The sequence below is a fragment of the Actinacidiphila yanglinensis genome (assembly GCF_900107965.1).
In the GTDB taxonomy this organism is placed as follows: domain Bacteria; phylum Actinomycetota; class Actinomycetes; order Streptomycetales; family Streptomycetaceae; genus Actinacidiphila; species Actinacidiphila yanglinensis.
On record NZ_FNVU01000001.1, the window covers coordinates 355,090 to 377,552 of the forward strand.

Here is a 22,463-nt window from a genome sequence, read left to right on the forward strand (position 1 = left end):
GGTTCCAAGGAATACCCTGCGATGGCGGTATGTGAGCTTTTCGTTCCGGCGCGGCACCCGCTTTCGGTCGCGGTCCGCACCCCGCGCCGGCCCGGGCGGCGACGTCCCGCGTGCGCTGCTGCGTGTGCTGCGGAAACCATCGGGGTGGGGAGACACGGATGGAGTTCCAGATACGCGTCCTGGGTCCGGTCGAACTGCGCGCCGGGGAACGCCGGAGCACCCTCGGGTCGACCAAGGAGCGCGCCGTGCTCGCCGCTCTCGCATGGGACGCGGGGCGCGCGGTCGGCGTGGACACCCTGGTCAGCAGGGTCTGGGACGACAGCCCGCCGGGCAAGCCGCGCGACGCCCTGTACGCCTACGTCTCCCGGATCCGCCGCGCCCTGCACGAGATCGGGGGCGCCGCCGCCCCGCTGCTGGAGCGGCGTACGCACACCTACCTGCTCGACGTCGACCGGTCGGCGGTCGACCTGCACCGGTACGTGGGCCTGGTCGACCGGGCCCACGCGGTCGCCCCGCACGACGACGGCCACGAGGCGCTGCGCCTGCTGCGCGAGGCGGAGGGGCTGCAGCGCGGCGAACCGATGGCGGGGCTGTCCGGCACCTGGGCGGCGGACGTCCGCGCCGCGATGGACGAGAGGGGCCTGGACGCCGCGACCCTCCAGGCCCGCGTCGCGCTCCGGCTGGGACGCTACTCCGATCCGGGCCCGCGCCTCGCGTCGCTGGTCGAGGCGCACCCCACGCACGAGGCGCTGGTGGAACTGCTCGCGCTGGCCCTCTACGGCAGCGGGCGCACCGTGGAGGCCGCCGACGTCCTGCGCCGCTTCCTGCGCCGGCTCGGGCGGGACTTCGGGACCGGCCCGGGGCACCGGCTGCAGACCGTCCAGCAGGGCATCCTCAACCGGACTCCGGTTGCCGAACTCCTGGCGTCCGCACCGCGGTTCGCCGGCGCGGCGGACGAGGACCGCACCTCCGAGCGCGCCGACAACCTGCCGCACGACATCGAGTGGATCGGCCGCGAGGAGGAGATCCGCCGGCTCACCCGGAGCATCGCCGCACCCGGCGGCCCGGGCGCCGTGGTCGCGCTCGAAGCCGTGGACGGGATGCCCGGGGTCGGGAAGACCTCGCTCGCCGTGCACGTCGCCCACCGCCTGCGCGAGCACTACCCCGACGGCTGCGCCTTCCTCGACCTGCGCGGGACCCACGCCCCGGCCGACGCGATGGGCACCACGGAGGCGCTGGACACGCTGCTGCACCTGGTCGGCGTCCCCGAACCGAGCATTCCGCAGCACCCCGAGGCGCTGGCCTCCGCCTGGCGCACCGCGCTGGCCGCCCGCCGCCTCATCGTGATCCTCGACAACGTCGCGGACGCCGACCAGGTCCGCCGGCTGCTCCCGGGTGTGTCGCCGTCCCTGGTCATCCTCACCAGCCGGCACCGGCTCACCGGCATCCCAGGCATCCGGCCGGTGTCGCTGGACGTCATGCCGCTGCCGGACGCGGTCCGCATGTTCCGGCGCCGGGTCGGGGCCGAACGGGCGCCGACGGCCGAGGCGTCGGCGCGGATCGTCCGATTGTGCGGCTGCCTGCCGCTCGCCATCGAGATCGTCGCGAGCCGATTCCTGTCCCGGCCGTCCTGGAGCGCCGCGGTACTCGTCGACCGCCTCGCCCACCCCGGCACCCGCCTGCTGGAGATCCGCGACGGCCACCGCGAGCTGGTCGCGGCGTTCGAGCTGTCCTACCGCGCGCTGACGCCGTTGCAGCAGATGGTCTTCCGCCGCCTGGGCGCCCACCTGGGACCGGAGTTCGGGCCGCACGCCGCCGCGGTCCTCAGCGGGCTGTCGGTCGAGGACACCGACCGCGCCCTGGAGGGACTGCTCGCCTGCCACCTGATCGAGGAACCCGCCCCGCACCGCTACCGGTTGCACGACCTGCTGCGCGAGTACGCCCAAGGCCTGGCCACCGCCGAGGACGGGCCGCAGGAAGGTGCGGCGGCCCTCTCGCGGCTGCTCGACTTCTACCTGTCCTCGGCCGATCTGGCCGACCGGCAGGCGTACCCGTTCCGCTGCCGGATCGACCCCGGCTTCCCGCGTACGGCGCCCGCCCCCTGGGGCACCCGCGGCGACCCCACCCGGTGGCTCGTCCTCGAAGGCCCCAACCTGCTCGCCGTCCTGGCCTGGTCCCTCGTGCACGACGCGCCGCGGCGCCCGGCGGTGCTGGCCCACGTCCTGGCCGGATTCCTCGACAGCGAGGGGTACTTGGCGACAGCCGAGGCCGCGTTGCGCCGGGCCGTGGAGCACTGGCGCGCCGCGGCCGACCCGAGGGCGTACGCCTGCGGGCTGCTGGACCTGTGCGCGGTGTCGATCCACGCCGGGCAGTACCCGCAGGCGAGCGAGGCCGCGGGCAGGGCGCTGGAACTGGCCCGGGCGGCGGCCGACCGCGCGATCGAGGCCGAGGCCCTGCATCAACTGGGTATCTGCCACTGGCACAGCGGGCAGTACGCGCAGGCCGTCGACCGCCACCGCGCCGCGCTCGCGCTGCGCGCGGACGGGCCCGCGCTGCAACAGGCGCGCAGCCTCAACATGCTGGCCATCGCGCTGCTCGAAGGCGGCGAGCACCGGCAGGCGCTGACGGCGTTCCACGACGTGCTGCGGAAGTTCCGCGAGGTGGGGGACCGGCGCGGCGAGTGGCGGGCGCTGAACAACCTCGGCGAGACCCACCAGAAACTCGGCGACCCCGAACGCGCCGACGCCGCCTACCGGCAGGCGCTCGCCCTCGCCCGCCAGGTCGAGAGCCGGGTGGACTGCGCCACCCTCCAGATGAACCTGGCGGCGGCGCTGCTGTCGGCCGGCAAGGCCGACCAGGCCCTCACCCTCTACCAGGAGGTCCTTCCCGTGCTGCGCAGCGTGGGCGACCGGCGCAACGAGGCGATCGCCCTGCACGGCATCGGCCGGACCCTCCAGTCCGGCGGCCGGCTCGCCGAGTCGATCACCCACTACACGGCCGCGCTCGCCGTGGCACGCCGGATCGGCGTCGCGCACGAGGAGGCCGAGACGCTGCGCGACCTGGGCATCGCCGAACACCGCGTCGGCCGGATCGCGCAGGCGGCGCGGCACCTGCAGGACAGCCTCGCCATCGCCGAGCGCATCCAGGCGCCCGTGGAGGAGACCGAGACCCTCAAGGCGCTCGCCGACCTGCGCCGGCAGCAGGGCTCCACCGCGGAGGCCGAGACGCTCCGGGCCCGGCTGCTCGCCCTGCGCGCGAAGCACGGGATGGAGTAGCCGCGGCCCGAACCGCCCCTTGCTCAGCCGCAGTTGCCGGGGCGGGCCCTGCGCCCCAGCAGGTAGGCCGCGGCGGCCAGGGCCAGCAGGGTCTGCGTCGAGGGGGAGGCGCCGCCGCCCCGGCCCCGGGGCAGGCGGGTGCCGTGCACGCGCAGGGTGAGGTCGCGGCGGGCGGCGTCGCCGGCGGCGGCGCGCCACTGCTCGAGGACGGAGGTGCCGCCCAGGAGGAGTTCGGTGAGGTTCGCGGCCATCTGCTCGCCCGAGACCTGCTCGGAGATCATGTGCCGCAGGATGCCGTTGACCTCCTTCCGGAACACGTCGCCGACCACGATGTCCGGATAGAGGTGGCGGACCGAGCCCTCCAGGTTGCCGAAGGACTTGCCGAGCAGCGAGGTGGACGGCGCGGAGGCGATGCCGCGCCGGGACGCCTTCTCCAGCACCGAGGTGAGCGCCGCGCCGAAGTTGAGCTCCTGGAGGCTGGCGCCGGCCAGCCGCGGGGTGAGCGCGGCCATGTCCGAGGCGAAGCCGGCCATGTCGGCCCAGGGCGTGGCGTGGCCCATCGCCGTCCAGGTGCTGGCCAGGCTGTGCCCGTCGTTGCGGGCGATGGCCATCAGCACCAGGGCCAGGTGCATGCTGGTGCGCTTGTCGATCCGGCCGACCATGCCCCAGTCGATCAGGGTGGCCCGGCCGTCCTCGGAGACGAAGACGTTCCCCGGGTGCGGGTCGGCGTGGAAGAACCGGTCGACGAAGTAGCCCCGGTACATGAACCGCAGCAGGTCCTTGCAGATCTCCTCGCGCCGGCGGGCCGGGATCGCGTCGCGGTCGACCGTCCGGATCGACTCGCCCCCGGCGAGCGACTGCACCAGCACCCGGGGGGTGGCGTGCAGCACCTTCGGCACCCGCAGCGTGCCGTACGAGGCGATCGCGTCGCGGGCCCGGTCCATGTTCGCGGCCTCGCCGGTGAAGTCGAGTTCGGGCTCCATCGCGTCGAAGAGGCTGCCCAGCATCGCTTCGAGGTCGATCACGGCGCTGAACCGCGGCGCGGCCCGGCCGAGCAGCCGGGCGGCCTTGCGCATCAGCGCCATGTCGGCGGCCACCGACTCCCGGATGCCGGGGCGCTGGATCTTCACCACCCCGGGCCGCCCGTCCGCCAGGGTGACCCGGTGCACCTGGGCGACCGAGGCGGTGCCGAGCGGGCGGATGGTGTCGATGTCGTCGAACCGCAGCTTCCAGTCCGGGCCGAGGTCCCGCTCCAGCTGCGGCTCCAGCAGGTGGAAGGGCATCGCCTCCACCTTGTCGTGCAGGTTCTCCAGCTCCGCGGTCAGGGCGGGCGACGCCAGGTCGGGGCGGGTGGCGAGCATCTGCCCCATCTTGATGTAGAACGGGCCCAGCCGTTCCAGCGCCTCCCGGACGGCGACGGCACGGCGCCGCTCGGCGTCCGGGTGCGCGCGGGCCGATCGGCGGGACTCGTGCACGACCAGGTCGCCGAGCACGGACGTCACGGTACGCAGCCGGTTGCGGATGACGGGCGCCAATAGGGTGCGGCCTCGCTCTCGTGCACTGCCCGTCCGGAGCCGGGGGGCATCAGCCCGGCCCCGGACGGACAGCGGTCGGTGACCGGGCTCGGGCCCGGTCCGATGGGGGGTGCTAGCTCTTGCGGCCGCCGGTGGTGCCGCCGAGGGCCCCCGCGCCCGGCAGGACGTCCATCAACTTGGTCACCGCCTCGGTGAGTTTGGCGATCTGGCCGGGCAGGGCGAGCAGCGTCTCGGCAAGCGAGGCGGCGTTGCCGGCGGCGCCGGCGATGTTGCCGAGCGCGTCCAGCCCGGGGATGCCTGGGATCCCGGGAAGACCGCCGCCTCCGGTGAGGGCGGCGAGCGGGTTGGCCGCGCCGCCGGCCCCTCCGGACAGTGCCGCCAGCGGGTTGGCCGCGCCCGCTCCGCCGCCCAGTGCGGCCAGCGGATTGGCGGCGCCGGCCATCAGGCCGGCCAGGGCCGGGGCGGCGGGGCCGGCGTCCACCAGGGCCTGCACGGCTCCCAGCGGCAGCCCGGCGATTCCGGGCAGCTTCGCCAGCGCCGCGAGCGTGGCGTCGCTGTCGCCGCTCTTCTTCTTGTTCTTGGACTTCCTGCTGCTCCTGTCGTCGTCGTCATCGTCGTCGTCGCGGTCGAGGAACTCGTCGACGGCTTTCTTGTAGTCGTCGGTGACGTCGCCGATGAGGTCCTTGAAGGTGTCGAACGTGGAGGCCATGGGGTCTCTCCTGATCGGTGGTGGAGGGGATGGACGGGGGGGAGGGGATCAGAGGGTCAGGCCGCCGGACATCTCGATGACCTGGCCGGTGATGTAGCGGGCGCGGTCCGAGGCGAGGAAGCACACCAGCGCGGCGACGTCCTCGGCGGAGCCGAACTCCCGCGACGGGATGAGGCTTCTGACGTGCTCGGCCTGCGGACCGGGGATGGCGGCGGTCATGTCCGTGGCGATGAAGCCGGGGGCGACCGCGTTGACCGTCACCCCGAGGCCGCCGACCTCCTTGGCCAGCGCCTTGGTGAAGCCGATCACCCCGGACTTGGAGGCGGAGTACGCGGTCTGGCCCGGCGCGCCGTGGATTCCGGAGGCGGAGGTGACGTTGACGACGGTGCCGCTGCGCCGCCGTACCAGCGGCATCACCAGCGGCCGGGTCACGTTGAACATCGAGCCGAGGTTGGTGTCCACCACCTCGTCCCACTGCTCGCGGCGCATCCGGGCGAAGGTGACGTCGTGCGTGATGCCGGCGTTGTTGACCAGCACGTCCAGCTCCCCGCCGAGGGTGCGCAGCGCCTCCGCGGCGAACCGGGCCGCGTCCTCGGTGTCGCCGACCCGGCCGGGCAGCGCGGTGCACCGCTGCTCGGGGTAGGCGGTGTTCATCTCCTCGGCCAGGTCGGCGGCCGCGGCCCCGCTGGAGTGGTAGCCGAAGACCACGTCGGCGCCCTGGGCGAGGGCGAGCCGGACCACGGCGGCCCCGATGCCGCGCGCGCCGCCGGTCACCACGCACCTGCGGCCGCTCAGCGGGAGGTCATCGGCCATCGCCGGCCCCCTCCCCGGCCATGACGAGCGTCGCCTTCTTCTGGTCGACCGCCTGCTCGCGCAGGGCGCGGTAGCGCTCCTCGGCGAGCAGGGTGGAGACCATCGGGGTGTAGAAGGGCCCGTCGCCGACCAGGGTGATCCTCTCCGGGGTGATCTCGGCCAGCCCTCGCGAGGCCAGCCCGTCCCAGACGGTGGCGAACTCCTCGTACACGTCGACGCCCATCGCGGTGCGCAGCCCGACCCGGTCCAGCTCCATGCCCAGCAGGTGGCGGAAGAGGGTGGCGAGCACCCAGTCGTCGGGCTGGTGGCGGAAGGCGCGCTCGACCGGCAGCCGGCCCTCGTCGATCGCGGCCTTGTACAGCGACAGGTTGCGCTGGTTGATGTACGACCAGGAGCGGCCGGCGCCGAGGGTCGCGGCGCCGAAGAAGGAGATGGCCGCGTAGCCCAGGCCCACCGCGTCGGCGACGTCGTGCAGTTGGGGGCGGTAGCCCTCGCGGAAGTCCTTGCTCGTCGGGTCGCCCGGCTTGCGGAAGCTGTACGCGCCGTGCTGCTCGTAGCCCTGGTCGAGCAGGAAGTCCCGGCCGACCCGGTACATCTCCAGGTTGCTCAGGGTGCTGGGCAGTTCGTGGAAGCGGTTGAGCGCGAAGTCGGTGGGGCCGCCGACGTTCAGCTCGTAGTGGGTGATGTCGTAGACGTCCCAGGACACGAGGGTCTTGAGGTCCTCGAGCATGGTCTCGACGGTCTGCTGCGGCCAGCCGAAGATCACGTCGACGTTGGCGGCGAGGCCGAACTCGCGGGCCCAGTCCAGGCTCTGGATCACGTGCCGGGTGGTCTGCTTGCGGCCGCTGAGGCTGTTCAGCCGCTCGTTGACCTGCTGGACACCCATGCTGATGCGGTTCATCCCGGAGTCGCGGATGGCCTGCATCTTGTCGCGGGTGAAGAGCTGGGGGATGCCTTCGAGGGTGAGGTCGGCGCCTTCGGCGATCTCCGGGAAGAGCCGGTTCACCAGCTTCATGATCTTCAGGTAGTGGGCGGGGCGGTACAGGTTGGAGGTGCCGCCGCCGAAGTACGCGGAGCCGAGCCGGGCGCCGCTCAACCGGTCCCGGTGCAGCTCCGCCTCGCGCTCGACGTAGCCGTAGTAGTCCTCCAGGGCGTCGTTGCCCTTGAACTCCTCGACCGGGAACAGGCAGTAGCCGCACTTGCCCGGGTCGGTCTTGATGCAGTACGGCACGCCGATGTACAGGAACACGTCGGGTGCCTGGCCGGCGGCGCGCAGCTTGCGGCGGTCCTCGGTGATCTCGTCGGCGGCGATGGTGGGTTCGGTCCAGTAGCGCGGCGATGGGAAGCCGTGCTGGATCTTGTTGACCTGGCGCTGTTCGAGATGGCTGTCGATGTAGTCCGTGACGTAGGTGGCGTCCAGCATGGTCGGGCTCATTCCTCCGGGAGGGGTTTCCTGCGGGGCCGATCGGTTCGGGACGGCGCCGGCCGCACGGGCGGCGGCAGGGGGCCGGGCGTACGGGACGGGGCGCGGGGCGCGGGGGCTGCCGCGTCCCGCGTTCAGACGGTCGCGGTCGCGGGTTCGAGGGCCAGCACCCGCTCCAGCAGGAACTCGGCGAGCCCTTCGATGGTCTGGTAGTCGAGGGCTTCCATCGCCTTGTAGCGGAACTCCAGCTTTTCCTGGATGCGCCGTTGGAGCGCGGTGACGCGGAGGGAGTCCAGGCCGATCTCCAGCAGCGCGAGCGACGGGTCGATGCCGTCGGCGACCATCTCCATCTCCTCGGACGCCTTGCCGAGCGTCTCCCGGACCTCTTCCGAGAGCCACCGGATGACCTCCTGCCGGCGCTCGTCGGGTCCCAACGGCTCCAGGGCGTCCAGCAGTTCGCGGCGGGAGCGGCCCCCGCGCGCGCCGGCCTCGGCCGGGTCGGGCAGGTCGCCGCCGGCCAGCGCACCGGCGTGCCGGAACTCGACGCCTTCGAGGTCGGCGACGATCCGGCCGTCCGCGTCGGTCAGCCGCAGGTCGACCACGAAGCCGGTCGGCGCGTCGTGCGGGCGGCGCCGGACGTGCGCCCAGACCTCGCCGGGCAGCGGGCCGGGCAGGGTGAGCCGGCGCAGCGCCACCGGGATGTAGCCGCCGGGCAGCAGCGCGCCGGCCGCCGGGGTCGCGGCGGCGTCGGCGCCCGCGGGGGTGAGGAAGAGCGCGGCGGCGAGCTGGAGCGCGCCGTCGAGCATGGTGGCGAGCCGGTACGGGTGGGGTTCGGCGGGGGCGCCGTCCGGGACCGCGGTGATCCGGCCGAGGGCCTCCTCGCGGCCGGGGTCGGCGAGGCGCAGTTCGCGGACGGTGGCGAAGTGGAAGCCGTGTTCGAGGCCGCCGTCGCGCAGCATGCCGTAGAGCTGCGCGGGGCTGAGCCGGTGGGGTGCCTCCTCGCGCAGCGCGTCCGGCAGCCGCCCGGCCCGTTCGGTGGGCGGGACCTGGACGATGGTGCCCTGGCAGTGCTCGGACCAGCCGCCCCCGGTACCGGCCGGCGTGCCGTTGCGGGCGGCCCCGGTGGCGGCGCTGCCGGTGACGGTGAAGCGGCGTCCGCCGCCCGGCTCGGCGGCGGCCAGGGTGACCCGGGCGGTCGTCGGCGTGTCGGGGACGAGGACCAGCGGGCGGGTGAACTCCAGGTCGGACAGGACGAGGGGAGGTACCGGTTCGGCCGGGGTGGTGCCGTTGCGGGCGGCGGCGTTGGTGGCGGCGCCCGCGTTGGCCTCGGTGAACGCGCGGACGGCCAGGGTGAGGTAGCCGGTGGCGGGGAAGACGGTCGCGCCGTGCACGCGGTGGTCGGACCAGGGTGCGGCGGCGAGGAGGCCGTGGTCGTGGACGCTCGTCTCGGCGCGCGGGGCGGGGATCGCGGCGGTGCGTGCGGTCGTGGCGGCCGTCGGGACCGAGGGCGCGGGGGATGCCTGGGAGGTTGGGGCGGTGGCGGGCGGGCCCGCGGGGGCGGTGGATCGGGTGGCGGTCGCCGTCTCGGTCGGTGCGGCGGCGTCGCCCCACCAGTAGCGGTCCTTGCGGAACGGGTACTGCGGCGCGTCCGGGGTGCGCTGGTACGCGTCGCCCCGGTAGAGCCGGCACACCGTGAGCTCGGCGCCCGCGGTGAACAGGGTGCCGGCGGCGGTCAGCAGCCGCCGTACGTCCTGCCCGTCGCGGTCGAGGGTCGGGACCGCGGTCACACCGCGGCCGGCGAACGCCTCGGCGACGTGCGGGGTCAGCGCGGCGTGCGGCCCGATCTCCACGACGACGGTGCAGCCGGCGTCGACGGCGGCGCCCACCGCGTCGTGGAAGCGGACCGCCTCGCGGGCCTGACCGGTCCAGTGCTCCGGGCCTTCCTCGCCGGTCAGCGGCTGCGCGGTGGCTCCGGAGAGCACCGTGACGTCGGGTCGGCTGGGCTTCAACTCTGCCGCATGCTGGCGCAGTTGGGGCAGGGCGGGGTCCATCAGCGGTGAGTGGAAGGCGTGCGAGGTGCGCAGCCAGGCGGTGTCCACCCGGGCCTTCGCGGCGAGTTCGGCGATCTCCTCGACGGCGTCGGCCGCGCCGGAGACCACCACGCTGCGCGGTCCGTTCACCGCGGCGAGCCCGGCCCGCTGCTCCCGCCCGGCGAGCCAGCCGGTGACCGTGTCCGGGTCGGTGGAGATCGCCAGCATCCGCCCCCCGCGGGGCAGTTCGGCCATCACTCGGCCGCGCTGCACGCTGAAGCGGGCGGCGTCCTCCAGCGTCAGCATGCCGCCGACGCAGGCGGCGACGACCTCGCCGATGCTGTGCCCGGTGACCACGGTGGGGCGCACGCCCCAGGAGCGCAGGAGTTCGGCGAGGCCGTACTCGACCGCGAAGAGCGCCGGCTGGGCGTACCGGGTGTCGTGGATGTCGGGTCCGGCGCCCTCGGTGGTGCCTGCGGTGGCTCCCTTGCCGCCCGTACCCGCGGCCGCACCCGCCTCGGTGACCGCGCCCGCGTCCCCGCCGCCGAACAGCAGCTCGCGCAGCGGCACGTCCAGGGTGCCCTCCATCGCCGCCGCGCAGCGGTCGATCGCCTCGGCGAACGCCGGTTCCCGCGTGTACAGTTCGCGGGCCATTCGCGGGTACTGGGTGCCCTGGCCGGAGAAGGCGAAGGCGACCCGGGCGGTCTTGAGCGGGTGGCCGCTGGAGACGGCGGCCGGGGTGCGCCCGGTCTGCCACTGCCGCAGGCTGTTCGCGAGCTGGCCGCCGGTGCGGCCGGTCACCGCGATCCGGTGCCGCAGCGAGGCGCGTCCGGCGGCGGCGGTGAACACCGCGGCGGGCAGCTCCTGCTGCTTGGTGCGGGACAGGAAGTCCGCCCAGCGACCGGCGAGTTCCTGGAGGCTGTCGGCGGACTTCGCGGACAGCACCAGGAGTTCGTCCGCGCGCGGTCCGGCGGTGGTGGGGCTCTTCCCCTCCGCCGGACGGCGCAGGGGGGCCTCGCGCAGCAGCGCGTGGGCGTTGGTGCCGCTGTAGCCGAAGGAGTTGACCGCGGCCATCCGGGGCGTGTCGCGGCGCGGCCAGCTCACCGCCTCGGCAGGGATCGTGACGGGGGTGCCGGTCAGGTCGATCTTCGGGTGCAGCCGGTTCAGGTGCAGGCTCGGGTAGATGGTCTCGCGGTCGAGCGACAGCGCGGCCCTGACCACGCCGAGCAGGCCCGCGCCGGCCTCGATGTGCCCGACGTTGCTCTTGCCCGAACTCACGTAGAGCGGCTGGTCGGTGGGGCGGCCGGCGCCGTAGGTGCGGATGATGGCGTCCATCTCGATCGGGTCGCCGACCGGGGTGCCGGTGCCGTGCGCCTCCACGTAGTCGACCTGGCCCGGCTGCACGCCGGCGCCGGTCAGCGCGGCCCGGATCACCCGCTGCTGGCTGCTGCCGTCCGGTGTGGTGAGGGTGCGGGTGCGGCCGGTGTGGTTGAGGGCGGTGCCCACCACGCTGGCGAGGATCGGGTCGCCCTGCTCCTCGGCGAGGGACTGCCGCTTGAGCAGGACCGCCACGCAGCCCTCGCTGCGGACGTATCCGTCGGCCTCGGCGTCGAAGGTGCGGCACTGGCCGGCCCGGGAGAACAGGCCGAGCTTGGAGAAGGAGATGTGCACGTTGGGCGCGAGGATCGCGTTGGCGCCGGCCACGATCGCGGTGTCGCACTCGCCGGTGAGGATGGACTGCCGGGCCAGGTGCAGGGCGACCAGCGAGCCCGAGCAGGCGGTGTCCACGGTCAGGCACGGGCCGCGCAGGCCCAGGAAGTGCGCGATCCGGCCCGCGGAGATGCTGTCGGTGTCCATCGCCTCGTAGGCGCTGATCTTCTCCAGGCCGCCGCGGTTCTTCATCATCGAGTAGTCGTAGGACATCAGCGCCAGGAACACCCCGGTGTTGCCGCCCGACAGCTCCTCGGGGTTCTGCCCGGCGTTCTCCAGGGCGTGCCACACGGTCTGCAGCAGGATGCGCTGCTGCGGGTCCATGTGCACGGCCTCCACGTCGGAGACGCCGAAGAAGGCCGCGTCGAACCGGTCGACGTCGTCGACGAAGCCGCCGTGCCTGACGTAGGTGCGGCCGGGCTGCAGCGGGTCCGGGTCGTAGAGCGCGTCGACGTCCCAGCGCTCGGGCGGCACCTCGCGGATGCAGTCGCGGCCCTCCTCGAAGACGGCGCGGGCCTCCTCCAGGGTGTGCACGCTTCCGGGCAGGGTGCAGCCGACCCCGACGACGGCGATGGGTTCTGTTTCCAACTCGTGCTCTCCTTCGAAGACGGGAGACGCCGCGGATTTCCGCCGGCGTGCTTTCGGTATGCGCCATCACGACGGCGGCCGGAAGGGTCCGTGACGCGATTTCCGGAATGCTTTCCTGGGATGCCGTCGACCATGCGCGGCGAAGTGAATAGGGCCCGGACGAGGGCGGTCAGCGGGAAGCTGAATTTCCGGTCGAGCCGGAATGGGACAGCCTCTCGGGGGTCCTCAAAGATCGAAAATCCTGGCGAGCGACCGGTCGGGATTCCGTCGGGAAGTGACCGGATGCCACCAAGTGAAGCAGCGAACTGCACGACACGCGCTAGCTGTTGCCGGGACGTCACCCGAACGGTCTACATCGCGCCGCGCCCGCCCCGACCATTCAGCCAATAGCATCGGACCCACGTGCGGAGCAATTGTGCGGTGCCGCATAATTGCCCCAGGTGCTATGTTGTTTCCTCTTGTGCATTCGCGCGTCTTCCATACGGCCGCGATACCCTTCGGCGCCGGAATATCACCGAATCACCACAGGGTTTACCTCGTAGGAATGAAAGTCCCGCTCCTGGTGCGCATCGGGCGGACAGCCCGGAAAGAACCGCCCTAATCTGCTGGGCGCAGCACGCGAGACGAGAGAGGGCGTACGACGTGAGGGGACAGCCAGTGGTGACGGCCCACGCGCATGCCACGCCGAGGAACCCGCCGGACCAGGAACACCGCGGGGTGCTCGCCGAGGTCGCCGGGTACGCACACTCCTTCCTGACCGGCGATCGGCCGGTGCGGGCCCGGCACCCCGACCGGCTGGCCGACCTGCTCGGCGGGCCGCTGCCGGACACCGGGCATCCCGAACTGGCCACGGTGCGGCGGCTGATCAGGGCCGGCGAGGCCGGCGCGCTCGCCTCCGGGGCGGCCCGCAGCTTCGGGTACGCGGTCGGCGGCGCCCTTCCGGTCGGGGTGGCCGCGGACTGGCTGACCAGCGTCTGGGACCAGTGCGACGTCTTCCACGACCTCAGCCCGCTGTCCGCGGTCGCCGAGGAGGTCTGCGAGCGCTGGCTGGTCGACCTGCTGGGCCTGCCGGCCGGCACCGTGATGGGCCTGACCTCCGGCTGCACCACCGCCAACCTGGTCTGCCTGGCCGCCGCCAGGGAGCACCAGCTGCACCGGGCCGGCTGGGCCGTCAACGAGCGGGGCATGACGGCCGCACCCGCGCTGACCGTGCTGGTCGGCAAGGAGACCCACATCTCCGTGCTGCGCTGCCTGCGCCTGCTCGGACTGGGCGGCGCGATCCGCCACGTCGAGGCCGACGACGAGGGGCGGATGGAGCCGCGCCACCTGCGCGAGCTGGCCGCGGCGGCTCCCGGCGGGCTGATCGTGTGCGGCCAGGTCGGCTCCACCAACTGCGGCTCGGTGGACCCGTTGCGGGAGATCGCCGACATCACGCACGAGCACGGCGGCTGGCTGCACCTGGACGGCGCCTTCGGCCTGTGGGCCGCCGCGTCCCCGCGGCACCGGGCGCCGCTGGACGGCGTGGAGCGGGCCGACTCCTGGTCCTGCGACGGCCACAAGTGGCTGAACACGCCCTATGACAGCGGGCTGGCCTTCTGCGCCCGGCCCGAGCCCTTCCACCAGGCGGTCGGCATCCAGGCCGACTACATCCACAGCACCGAGCGCACCGGCCGCGACCCGATGAACTACCGGGTGGAGATGTCCCAGCGGGCCCGCTCGCTGACGCTGTGGGCGGTGCTGCACCACCTCGGGCGGCAGGGCATCGCGGACCTGGTCGACCGCAACTGCGCCGCCGCCCGCCACCTCGCCCGGCGGCTCGGCGCCGAACCCGGCATCGACCTCCTGGTCCCGGTCCGGCTCAACCAGGTGCTGCTACGGATCGGCGACGACACCCACACGCGCCGGGTGGTGGAGCGGGTCAACTCCGAGGGCGCCTGCTGGGTGACGCCCACCCAGTGGAAGGGGCGCGGCGCCGTACGGCTGTCGGTGTGCAGCTGGCGTACCGACGAGGCGGCGACCGAGCCCGCGGTCGCCGCCTTCCTCGCCGCCCACCGCGCCCGTCCGGGCGCCGCCCCCGCGGACCCCCTGTTCCGCACGGACCCCGTGCCCCACATGCCCGCGCCCCGCTGGGACCGCCCACTTGGCACCAACCACATCCACCGCCCCCCACGGCACCGAGCCACCGCAGGAGACGCAGTGACGTACGAGATGGAACCGACCGACGACGTCGACGAGGTGGCCGACATCCTCACCGCCGCGTTCCACGAGGACCCGGTGATCGGCTGGATGGTCCCGCACACGCTGCCCGGGCGGGACAGGTACGTCAGGGGCTTCATGCACGCCTGGGTCGGCTTCATGGTCGGGCACGGCGGCACCGCGCTGATGTCGCCCGGCCGCGACGCCGCGCTGGTCTGGGAGCCCTCCGCGCGGGACGCCCCGGTCACCGACGCCGAACACCGGGCGTTCGAGGCGGCGATCACCGAGGCGACCGGCCCCGCCGCCGAGCGCTGCCGGCAGCTCGTCGACCTGCTCGACAGCCACTACCCGACCGACCTGCCCCCGCACGTCCACGGCGCGCTGGCCGCGGTGCGCCCCGGCGCCGCCCCGGGCGCGTTCCTGCGGCTGGCCGCGGGCATGCTGCTGCACCTGTACCGGAACAGGCTGGGCGTCTACTGCGAGGCGTCCTCCGACTCCAGCGCCGCGCTGTGGCAGCGCTTCGGGTCGCTGCCGATCCGGCCGCCGATCCTGCTGCCCGGCACCGGCATCGAGTTGACCCCGCTGTTCATGCATCCCGACGACATCGCCCGGCATCCGGCGCTGCCGATGCTGCTGGGGGAGGAGGCGCCGCAGACCGCCTGACCCCCGGTGCCCCGGCCGCCGGTGCGGGGGCGCGCGACGGGGAGCCGGCCCGGCCGGTACGTCGGGCCGGGCCGGGATCAGCCCTGGGCGGTGGGGCGGACGACGATCTCGTTGACGTCCACCTCGGCGGGCTGCTCGATCGCGAAGCGGATCGCGCGGGCGACCGCCTCCGGCGGGATGGCGATCGCGTCCATCGTCTCCGTCATGCTCGCGCGCGTCTCCGGGTCGGGGACGGACTTCAGGAACTCGGTGGCCACGAAGCCCGGCGAGACCGTGGAGACCCGGATCGAGGGCCCGGCCTCCTGCCGCAGCCCCTCGGTGAGGGTGCGCGCGGCGGCCTTGGAGGCGGAGTACACCGCCTGCCCGGGGACCGTCCTGTACGCGGCGGTGGAGGCGGTGTGCACGAACTGGCCGTGCCCCTGCGCGCGGAAGACCGGCAGCGCGGCGGCGATGCCGTGGAGCAGGCCCTTGACGTTGACGTCGATCATCGTGTCCCAGTCGTCCACCCGCAGGTCGTCCAGGGGCGAGATCGGTCCGATCCCGGCGTTGCCCACCAGGACGTCCAGCCGGCCGAACCGCTCCCGTGCCAGCTCCACCAGGGCGGCCTGGTCCGCGCGGTCGCGGACGTCCACCCTGCGGTACGCCACCTCGGCGCCGTCCCCGCGCAGGTCGGCGGCCAGGCCGGCCAGCCGGTCCTCCCGGCGCGCCCCGAGCACGAGCTTCGCTCCGCCCCTGGCCAGCAGGCGGGCGGTGGCGGCCCCGACGCCGCTGCTCGCCCCGGTGATCGCCACGACCTTGCCGTTGATGCCTGACATGGGTACCGCCGTTCTAGAATGAGCTTAAGCGGACGTGTGTCCGCCTCTCATTCGACGGTAACGGACGTGTGTCCGGATAGGCAAACGGGCTCGCTGCCCGGATGCGGAGGCAGCAGATGGCGCCACCCCGCCGGCGCGCGACGCGCGCGGACGCGCAGGACAACCGCGCGCGGATCATCGAGATCGCGCGCGCGGCCTTCACCGACGCCCCGGACGCGACCCTCCAGTCGATCGCGAAGGCGGCGGGCGTCGGCCAGGGCACGATGTACCGGCACTTCGCCCACCGCGAGGCACTGCTGCTGGCGGTCTACCGGGAGGACGTCGAGGCGCTGATCGGGGCCGCCCCGCGGCTGCTGGCGGAGTACGAGCCACTGGAGGCGCTCCGCCGCTGGTTCGCCCGGCTCGCCGCGTACGGCCGCATCAAGCACGGCGCGTCGCTCGCCGTCGAGGCCGCCACTCGCGCGGACCTCGGCAGCCAGTACTACCCGCCGGTGATCGCCGCGCTGGGCGCCCTGCTGGCCGCGGGCAAGGACGCCGGGAGCCTGCGGCCCGATGCCGACGCGGACGAGGTACTGCTGCTCGTGTCCTTCCTGTGGAGGGCCGACGGCGGCCCCGACTGGCAGGAGCGCACCCGCCACATGCTCGGCATCGTCGTCGACGGGCTGCGCACGGGCGCGGACGGCTGAGGTGACCACGACGTCTCCACGGCGCTGAGCCGTGAAGGCGGTCATCCGATCTCTGCCGCCGGAAGGGAACGCTCAACGCCCCACGCACTGGCCCGTATCCGGGCAAAGGAGACGGAACTCCGGATCTGGTCTGGACCCTTGACGGGATGTTTGGTTCAGCAGTTGAATCCCCGATGTACGTCAACCGCATTGCCAGAAGTGCTCAGTGTGGCGTGAGTGGCGAGACTCCACGCCAGCCCCCACCGCAAGCATGCGCACATGGCGCGGAAAACACCGGCGAGCCGCGACACCACGACATGCCCTGCCGCGGGGCCTGGGTTCAACCACTGAACATCGGAGTCATCGTCATGGGTGTGTCACGTCGTACCTTCCTCACCACCGTCGCCGGCGGGTCGGCCGCTGCCGGGATCGCGGCCGTCGGCCTGGGCGCGAGGACCGCGGGAGCGGCGACACCGGAACCGGCGGCCGCGCAGCCCGCGGCCAGCGGGGCCGGCGACGTCGTCGGCAAGATCACCGTCGGGTACCAGGGCTGGTTCGCCTGCGCCGGGGACGGCGCGCCGATCAACGGCTGGTGGCACTGGAGCCAGAACTGGGGCCAGGCCCCCTCCACGTCCAACAACGCCATCAAGGCCTGGCCGGACATGCGCGAGTACGCCAAGGGCTACCCGACCGCCTACGCCAACCTCAACGGCGGCGGGGCCGCCACCCTCTTCTCCTCCTACGACCAGCAGACCGTCGACACCCACTTCGCGTGGATGAAGACCTACGGTTGCGACACCGCCGCCCTCCAGCGCTTCAACCCCAACAGCAGCGAGGGCCCGACCCGCGACGCGATGGCGCAGAAGGTGCGCAACTCCGCCGAGTCCAAGGGCGTGAAGTTCTACGTCATGTACGACGTCTCCGGGTGGACGAACATGCAGTCGGAGATCAAGACCGACTGGACGAACAAGATGAAGACGCACACCGGGAGTTCGGCGTACGCCCGGCAGAACGGCAAGCCGGTCGTGTGCATCTGGGGCTTCGGCTTCAACGACGACAACCACCCGTTCAGCGCCGACGCCTGCCTGGACGTCATCAACTGGTTCAAGGGGCAGGGCTGTTACGTCATCGGCGGGGTGCCGCGCGAGTGGCGCACGGGCACCGGCGGCTCACGCGCCGGGTACGCCGACGTCTATCACGCGCTCAACATGATCTCGCCCTGGATGGTCGGCGCGATCGGCAACGCGGGTGACTCCGACAACGCGTACACCACGTACACCGTCCCCGACCAGGCGGACTGCAACGCGCACGGCGTCGACTACCAGCCGTGCGTGCTGCCCGGCGACGTCTCCGCCCGGCAGCGCGCGCACGGCGACTTCATGTGGCGGCAGTTCTACAACGTGTGCCGAGCCGGGGTGCAGGGCGTCTACATCTCGATGTTCGACGAGTACGGCGAGGGCAACCAGATCGCCAAGACCGCCGAGAACGCCTCGATGGTGCCCTCCGGCTCCGGCCTGTGGGCACTCGACGAGGACGGCACGCCCTGCTCCTCCGACTACTACCTGCGGCTGACCGGTGACGGCGGGCGCATGCTCAAGGGACAGATCGGGGTGACCGCGACCCGTCCCACCCAGCCGGTCGCCTGACCTCCGCGTCCTGACGCGCGGTACGCACGGTACGGCCGCCCGGCAGGCGACGCCGTAGCCTCTGCGGTATGAACGACTCCGTAGCCGTGCGTACCGCCACCACCGAGGACATCGAGGGCATCGTCACGTGCAGCGTGGCGCTGCTGACGGAGGACGCCGCGGTCCGCGACCCGCGGGTGGAGCCGTTGTGGGCGCTGCGGCACGGCAGGGAGTCGTTCGAGGCGACCCTGGCGGACCCGGCGTGCCTCCTGCTGGTGGCCGCGGATCCCTCCGGGAGGGTCGTGGGGTACCTGATCGGCGTGCTCGCCGAACCCGTCGGCGTCCTCCCCATCCGCAGTGCGACGCTGCGCGCTCTCTATGTCGCCCCCGAGCGCCGCGGCGGCGGCACCGGTGCCCGCCTCACCGCCGACTTCTTCGGCTGGGCCCGGGAGAAGGGCGCGGTCCGCGCCGAGGTCAACGCGTACGCCGAGAACGTCGCGGGGCGCCGCTTCTACGAACGCCAAGGCTTCGCCACCCGCGCGATCCGTCTCGACCTGGACCTCGACGGCGCCCCGCGGGCGGAACCGGAAGAGCGTTCGGGCGCCTGACCGGCAAGGTTGCACCAGGCAAGAGTTGCGCAAAAATTGCTACAATCCGGCCATGTCAGGGAGAAGACCCCGCCAGGGGGCGACCATGGCGGACGTCGCCCGGGCGGCGGGCGTGTCGGTGACGACCGTGTCGCATGTGCTCAACAAGACCCGTCCGGTCCTGCCCGATACGGTCCGCGCCGTGCAGAACGCGGTGGCGGCCTGCGGCTACGTCCCCGAGAAGGTCGCCCGGTTGCAGAACGAGGGTCTGGGCACCATCGGTCTGGCCATGTCGGCCATGTCCAACCCTTACTTCAGTGACGTCGTGCACGGCATAGACCGGCATTCCGTGGCCGCCGGGTACTCCCTGCTGCTGGCGGACACCCACGACGACGAGGACACCGAACTGCGCGCCGTCGGCGAACTGTTGCGCCGGCGGGTCAGCGCCGTGATCCTGGCGCCGTCGGGGGACGGCGAGCGCACGCTGACCTACATCCGCCAGGCACAGGTGCCAGTGGTGGTGCTGGACCGCTTCGTCGAGCAGGACGTCGACCAGATCGGCGTGGAGAACGTCGAAGCGACGGCACAGCTCGTCGACCACCTCGTGGCGATCGGCCACCGCCGCATCGCCATGGTGGCCGGCCGGGCCGGCCTCGCCACCAGCACCGAGCGCACCGAGGGCTACCGTCTCGGCCTGCGGCGCAACGGCGTTGCCGAACGGCCGGAACTCGTGGCCGCCGGGGACTCGCACGCCCAGCCCGCCGAGGCGGCCGTCGCGGCGCTCCTGCGGCTGCCCGAACCGCCGACGGCCATCGTGGTGGGCAACAACCGCATGACGATCGGCGCCATGCGGCAATTGCGGGCAGAGGGACTGACGGTGCCCGACGACATCGCGCTCGTCGCGTTCGACGACTTCGAGTGGTCGGACCTCTTCCACCCGCGGCTGACCGCGATCGCGCAGCCGACGCTGGCCATCGGAGAGCAGGCGTTCGGCCTGGCCCTGTCCCGGATCAGGGCCCCCGCGACACCGCCGCGCAGGGTGCTGATCCGCCCCGACTTCATGCACCGGGAGTCGTGCGGATGCCGGCCGGAGACGCACGACGCCGGGGCGCCCGCATCTCCGGCCGGCTGAGGAACCTGCCCGTGCCGAGGGCGGCCGGCCCCCTCCCTTCGGCCGGCACCCCGCGCGAGCGCGTCGCTACCGCAGGCTCCCACCCCCCTCGGGCAGCGTGAGGTCCGCGGCCCCGCACGTACGCCGGATGTCGGCGCTGCTGACCTCGTCGACCCCCTCGACCTTGGCCCGGGCCCGCTCCTCGGTGAAGCCGTAGCGGACGTAGCGGCGTACCAGCCGCTCCCGGCGAGCGCCGGGATCGGCGTCGAGGAACCAGGTCTCGGTCAGCAGCATCCGGACCTCGCGCCAGTCGGGAGCAGTCGAGAGCAGGAAGTTGCCGTCGACCACGACCACACGGTGCGCTGCGTTCAGCTCCACCGCCTGCGCGACGGGTTCCTCGATCTCCCTGCGGAACTCCGGCCACCACAGCGGTGCGTCGGCCTCCCGTACGGTACGGCGCAGCATCGCGACGAATCCGCGGGCGTCGAAGGTGTCGATGGCCCCTTTGCGGGCGCCCTTGCCCTGCCGGTCGATGACCTGTTGGGCGAGGTGGAACCCGTCCATCGAGACACCCACGGAGACGCCCGGTCGCACCCGATCCATCTCGGCCAGGAGCTGCTCGGCGAACGTCGACTTGCCGGCGCCCGGTTCGCCCACGATTCCCAGCAACGCCCGCCGTGGGCGGGCCAGTTCGAGGGCCCGTTCGGCGAGGGCGCGGATCGGCGGGTGCGGATAGAGCGGAGCGGCCGGGCCGTGGCCGGCCACCTGGCCGGCCTCGGCGGGACTCATGCGGTTCCTTCCTTGCGGTGCGGCGCGGACAGGGCCTGCTCGGTGATCGTCCCGTCCTCCGTGACCCGCAGCGCGCCGGTCATCAGGCCGACGACCTCGGTCATGGAGCACCGCGCGGGTTCGACGACCGCAGTGCGGCGGCCGAGCCGGTGGATGTGGATCCGGTCGGCGATCTCGAAGACCTGCGGCATGTCGTGGCTGATGAGGACCACGGGAACGCCCCGGTCCCGGATACGGGCGATGAGTTCGAGCACCTGGCGCGACTCGCGGACGCCCAGCGCGGCGGTCGGTTCGTCCATGATGATCACCCGGCTGCCGAACATGGCTGCCCGGGCCACCGCCACGGCCTGCCGCTGCCCTCCGGACAGTGAGCCGACCACCTGCCCGATGTCCTGGACGGTGGCGATGCCCAGCGCGTCCAGCTGCCTGGCGGCCTCCTCGCGCATGCGGCGGTGGTCGAGCATGCGCAGCAGGCCGAGGGTGCCGGCGCGCCGGAGCGGGCGGCCGAGGTACAGATTGGCGGCGATGTCCATCTGCGGAGCCATCGCGAGGGTCTGGTAGACGGTTTCGATGCCCGCCTCCCGCGCCTCGTGGGGCGAGCGGAACGCGACCGGCCGCCCGTCCAGCTCGATCACCCCGGCATCGGGGACCAGGGCGCCCGACAGCGCCTTGATCAGGCTGGACTTGCCGGCGCCGTTGTCTCCCACGACGGCCAGCACCTCGCCGGCGCGCAGGTCGAAGTCCGAGGCGCGGATGGCCACCACGTTCCCGTAGCGCTTGACCAGACCGGTGGCGCGCAGGACGCATCGCGGCTCGCCCTCGGGCGTCGCGCCGCCGGCCGGCAGGACGTCCGCCCGCGGGACGGCGGCCGCGTCCTGGTCCGCGCCCGCCGTGCGGTTGCCGTTCCCGCCGTTCATACGGCCCTCCCCCGGACGAGGCGGTCGACCGCGACGGCGGCGATGACGAGCACGCCGGTGGCGACCTGCTGGTAGAGGCTGTCGATTCCGGCCTGGGTCAGCCCGTTGGCGAGGACCGTGACGACCAGCGTGCCGAGAATCGTGCCCGGCACCCCGCCGCGGCCGCCGAACAGGCTGGTCCCGCCGATCACCACGGCGGTGATGCTGTCGAGGTTGCCGGTCTGGAAGGCGTTGGGGTCCGCGTTGGGGATCCGGCCGAGCGCCTGCCATGCGCCGACCGCGTAGACCAGGCCGGCGATCACGTACACGCTGAGCACGGTCCTGCGGGTGTTGACGCCGGTCAGCCGGGTCGCTTCCGCGTCGTCGCCGACCGCGCGCACGTTGCGGCCCCAGGCGGTCTGGGTGAGCGCGAACCACAGGCCGGCCACCATCACCGCCAGCACGGCCATACCCGTGGTGACCTCGATCCGGCCGAACAGGTAACTGCGATGGCCGAGGGCGGTCAGCGTCGAGGACGTCACGGCGAAGCTCTCACCGTCGGCGTAGAGCTGCGACACCGCGGTCAGCACGCTGAGCAGGCCCAGGGTGACGATGAACGGCGGGAGTTTCAGCCGGGTGACCAGCGTGCCCGACACCGCCCCCAGGGCGGCGCACAGGGCGGCGCCGACCAGGAGGGCGAGGAGGCCCGGCAGCCCGCCGCCGCCCGCGAGCCTGGCCATGACCAGGGTGCCGAGCACCATGATCATGGCGTTGGCGAGGTCGATCCCCGCGGTGAGGATGACCAGCGTCTGGCCCATCGCCAGCGTGCCGGTCACCAGCACCTGCTCCACCACAAGGGAGCCGTTGTCCAGGGTGAGGAAGGTGTCCGTGGTCAGCGAGAAGACCACGACAGCGAGGACGAGGGCGGCCAGCGGGCCGGCCGTGGTGCTCCTGGCCGTCCAGGTCAGGAGGGAGGGCCGCCGGCCGCGCGTCGGGGCGGCGAGGTCGGCTCGGACATCGAGTGCGCTCATCC

Annotated in this window: 15 protein-coding genes; 6 read left to right on the forward strand and 9 right to left on the reverse strand. The window is 73.1% G+C overall.

From position 1 onward, the window contains the following. Positions 1-158: 158 nt before the first annotated feature. Positions 159-3,275 carry an AfsR/SARP family transcriptional regulator gene (locus tag C4U44_RS01415; RefSeq protein WP_103883693.1) on the forward strand — a complete coding sequence of 1,039 codons (3,117 nt, stop codon included), beginning with the start codon at positions 159-161 and terminating at the stop codon, positions 3,273-3,275. 23 nt (positions 3,276-3,298) lie between these two features. On the opposite strand, the gene C4U44_RS01420 is transcribed toward C4U44_RS01415, so the two are convergent. The 5 genes from C4U44_RS01420 to C4U44_RS01440 form a co-directional block, all read right to left on the reverse strand. After that, complete coding sequence (locus C4U44_RS01420; protein WP_322973528.1) at positions 3,299-4,777, reverse strand: ABC1 kinase family protein; 1,479 nt, start codon at positions 4,775-4,777, stop codon at positions 3,299-3,301. A 145-nt stretch (positions 4,778-4,922) separates the two neighbouring features. Further along, positions 4,923-5,519: a hypothetical protein gene (locus C4U44_RS01425; RefSeq protein WP_103883695.1), complete on the reverse strand. Its 597-nt coding sequence runs from the start codon at positions 5,517-5,519 to the stop codon at positions 4,923-4,925. A 48-nt stretch (positions 5,520-5,567) separates the two neighbouring features. Next, positions 5,568-6,332 carry a 3-oxoacyl-ACP reductase FabG gene (fabG, locus tag C4U44_RS01430; protein ID WP_103883696.1) on the reverse strand — a complete coding sequence of 255 codons (765 nt, stop codon included), beginning with the start codon at positions 6,330-6,332 and terminating at the stop codon, positions 5,568-5,570. Continuing rightward, positions 6,322-7,755 carry a coproporphyrinogen-III oxidase family protein gene (locus C4U44_RS01435; protein WP_160144961.1) on the reverse strand — a complete coding sequence of 478 codons (1,434 nt, stop codon included), beginning with the start codon at positions 7,753-7,755 and terminating at the stop codon, positions 6,322-6,324. Before C4U44_RS01435 ends, fabG begins: the two co-directional genes overlap by 11 nt. A 134-nt stretch (positions 7,756-7,889) precedes the next feature. Further along, positions 7,890-12,083 carry a type I polyketide synthase gene (locus tag C4U44_RS01440; protein ID WP_103883698.1) on the reverse strand — a complete coding sequence of 1,398 codons (4,194 nt, stop codon included), beginning with the start codon at positions 12,081-12,083 and terminating at the stop codon, positions 7,890-7,892. A 642-nt stretch (positions 12,084-12,725) separates the two neighbouring features. Here C4U44_RS01440 and C4U44_RS01445 point away from each other — a divergent pair. Continuing rightward, on the forward strand, positions 12,726-14,942 hold the full coding sequence (locus tag C4U44_RS01445; protein WP_160144962.1) for a pyridoxal phosphate-dependent decarboxylase family protein: 2,217 nt from the start codon (positions 12,726-12,728) through the stop codon (positions 14,940-14,942). Between the two features lie 77 nt (positions 14,943-15,019). Here C4U44_RS01445 and C4U44_RS01450 read toward each other — a convergent pair whose 3' ends face one another. Further along, complete coding sequence (locus C4U44_RS01450; protein ID WP_103883700.1) at positions 15,020-15,757, reverse strand: SDR family oxidoreductase; 738 nt, start codon at positions 15,755-15,757, stop codon at positions 15,020-15,022. 116 nt (positions 15,758-15,873) lie between these two features. Here C4U44_RS01450 and C4U44_RS01455 point away from each other — a divergent pair, with 116 nt between their 5' ends. The 4 genes from C4U44_RS01455 (at position 15,874) to C4U44_RS01470 (ending at position 19,766) form a co-directional block, all read left to right on the forward strand. Further along, positions 15,874-16,443 carry a TetR/AcrR family transcriptional regulator gene (locus C4U44_RS01455; protein WP_103883701.1) on the forward strand — a complete coding sequence of 190 codons (570 nt, stop codon included), beginning with the start codon at positions 15,874-15,876 and terminating at the stop codon, positions 16,441-16,443. A 347-nt stretch (positions 16,444-16,790) separates the two neighbouring features. Beyond that, complete coding sequence (locus C4U44_RS01460; protein ID WP_103883702.1) at positions 16,791-18,068, forward strand: glycoside hydrolase family 71/99-like protein; 1,278 nt, start codon at positions 16,791-16,793, stop codon at positions 18,066-18,068. A 68-nt stretch (positions 18,069-18,136) separates the two neighbouring features. Then, positions 18,137-18,655, forward strand: coding sequence for a GNAT family N-acetyltransferase (locus tag C4U44_RS01465; protein ID WP_103883703.1), 519 nt, complete (start codon positions 18,137-18,139; stop codon positions 18,653-18,655). Between the two features lie 52 nt (positions 18,656-18,707). Then, the gene (locus C4U44_RS01470; RefSeq protein WP_235031727.1) at positions 18,708-19,766 is read left to right on the forward strand and encodes a LacI family DNA-binding transcriptional regulator; all 1,059 of its coding nucleotides are present in this window, start codon (positions 18,708-18,710) and stop codon (positions 19,764-19,766) included. A 66-nt stretch (positions 19,767-19,832) separates the two neighbouring features. On the opposite strand, the gene C4U44_RS01475 is transcribed toward C4U44_RS01470, so the two are convergent. Genes C4U44_RS01475 through C4U44_RS01485 form a run of 3 tightly spaced genes read right to left on the reverse strand, consistent with a single transcriptional unit; the run spans position 19,833 to position 22,461 of the window. Then, positions 19,833-20,534, reverse strand: coding sequence for a nucleoside/nucleotide kinase family protein (locus C4U44_RS01475; protein ID WP_103883705.1), 702 nt, complete (start codon positions 20,532-20,534; stop codon positions 19,833-19,835). Beyond that, positions 20,531-21,451 carry an ATP-binding cassette domain-containing protein gene (locus tag C4U44_RS01480; protein WP_103883706.1) on the reverse strand — a complete coding sequence of 307 codons (921 nt, stop codon included), beginning with the start codon at positions 21,449-21,451 and terminating at the stop codon, positions 20,531-20,533. The genes C4U44_RS01475 and C4U44_RS01480 overlap by 4 nt, the downstream gene beginning before the upstream one ends. Beyond that, positions 21,448-22,461 (reverse strand): ABC transporter permease, encoded by a 1,014-nt coding sequence (locus C4U44_RS01485; protein WP_103883707.1) that lies wholly within the window; start codon positions 22,459-22,461, stop codon positions 21,448-21,450. Before C4U44_RS01485 ends, C4U44_RS01480 begins: the two co-directional genes overlap by 4 nt. Positions 22,462-22,463: the final 2 nt, after the last annotated feature.

What these genes read in the sequence shown, in the direction of transcription:
- C4U44_RS01415 (WP_103883693.1), top strand. Translation starts at nt 159, where the DNA reads ATGGAGTTCCAGATACGCGTCCTGGGTCCGGTCGAACTGCGCGCCGGG.
- C4U44_RS01425 (WP_103883695.1), bottom strand. Translation starts at nt 5,519, where the DNA reads ATGGCCTCCACGTTCGACACCTTCAAGGACCTCATCGGCGACGTCACC.
- fabG (WP_103883696.1), bottom strand. Translation starts at nt 6,332, where the DNA reads ATGGCCGATGACCTCCCGCTGAGCGGCCGCAGGTGCGTGGTGACCGGC.
- C4U44_RS01435 (WP_160144961.1), bottom strand. Translation starts at nt 7,755, where the DNA reads ATGCTGGACGCCACCTACGTCACGGACTACATCGACAGCCATCTCGAA.
- C4U44_RS01450 (WP_103883700.1), bottom strand. Translation starts at nt 15,757, where the DNA reads ATGTCAGGCATCAACGGCAAGGTCGTGGCGATCACCGGGGCGAGCAGC.
- C4U44_RS01455 (WP_103883701.1), top strand. Translation starts at nt 15,874, where the DNA reads ATGGCGCCACCCCGCCGGCGCGCGACGCGCGCGGACGCGCAGGACAAC.
- C4U44_RS01460 (WP_103883702.1), top strand. Translation starts at nt 16,791, where the DNA reads ATGGGTGTGTCACGTCGTACCTTCCTCACCACCGTCGCCGGCGGGTCG.
- C4U44_RS01465 (WP_103883703.1), top strand. Translation starts at nt 18,137, where the DNA reads ATGAACGACTCCGTAGCCGTGCGTACCGCCACCACCGAGGACATCGAG.
- C4U44_RS01470 (WP_235031727.1), top strand. Translation starts at nt 18,708, where the DNA reads ATGTCAGGGAGAAGACCCCGCCAGGGGGCGACCATGGCGGACGTCGCC.
- C4U44_RS01475 (WP_103883705.1), bottom strand. Translation starts at nt 20,534, where the DNA reads ATGAGTCCCGCCGAGGCCGGCCAGGTGGCCGGCCACGGCCCGGCCGCT.
- C4U44_RS01480 (WP_103883706.1), bottom strand. Translation starts at nt 21,451, where the DNA reads ATGAACGGCGGGAACGGCAACCGCACGGCGGGCGCGGACCAGGACGCG.
- C4U44_RS01485 (WP_103883707.1), bottom strand. Translation starts at nt 22,461, where the DNA reads ATGAGCGCACTCGATGTCCGAGCCGACCTCGCCGCCCCGACGCGCGGC.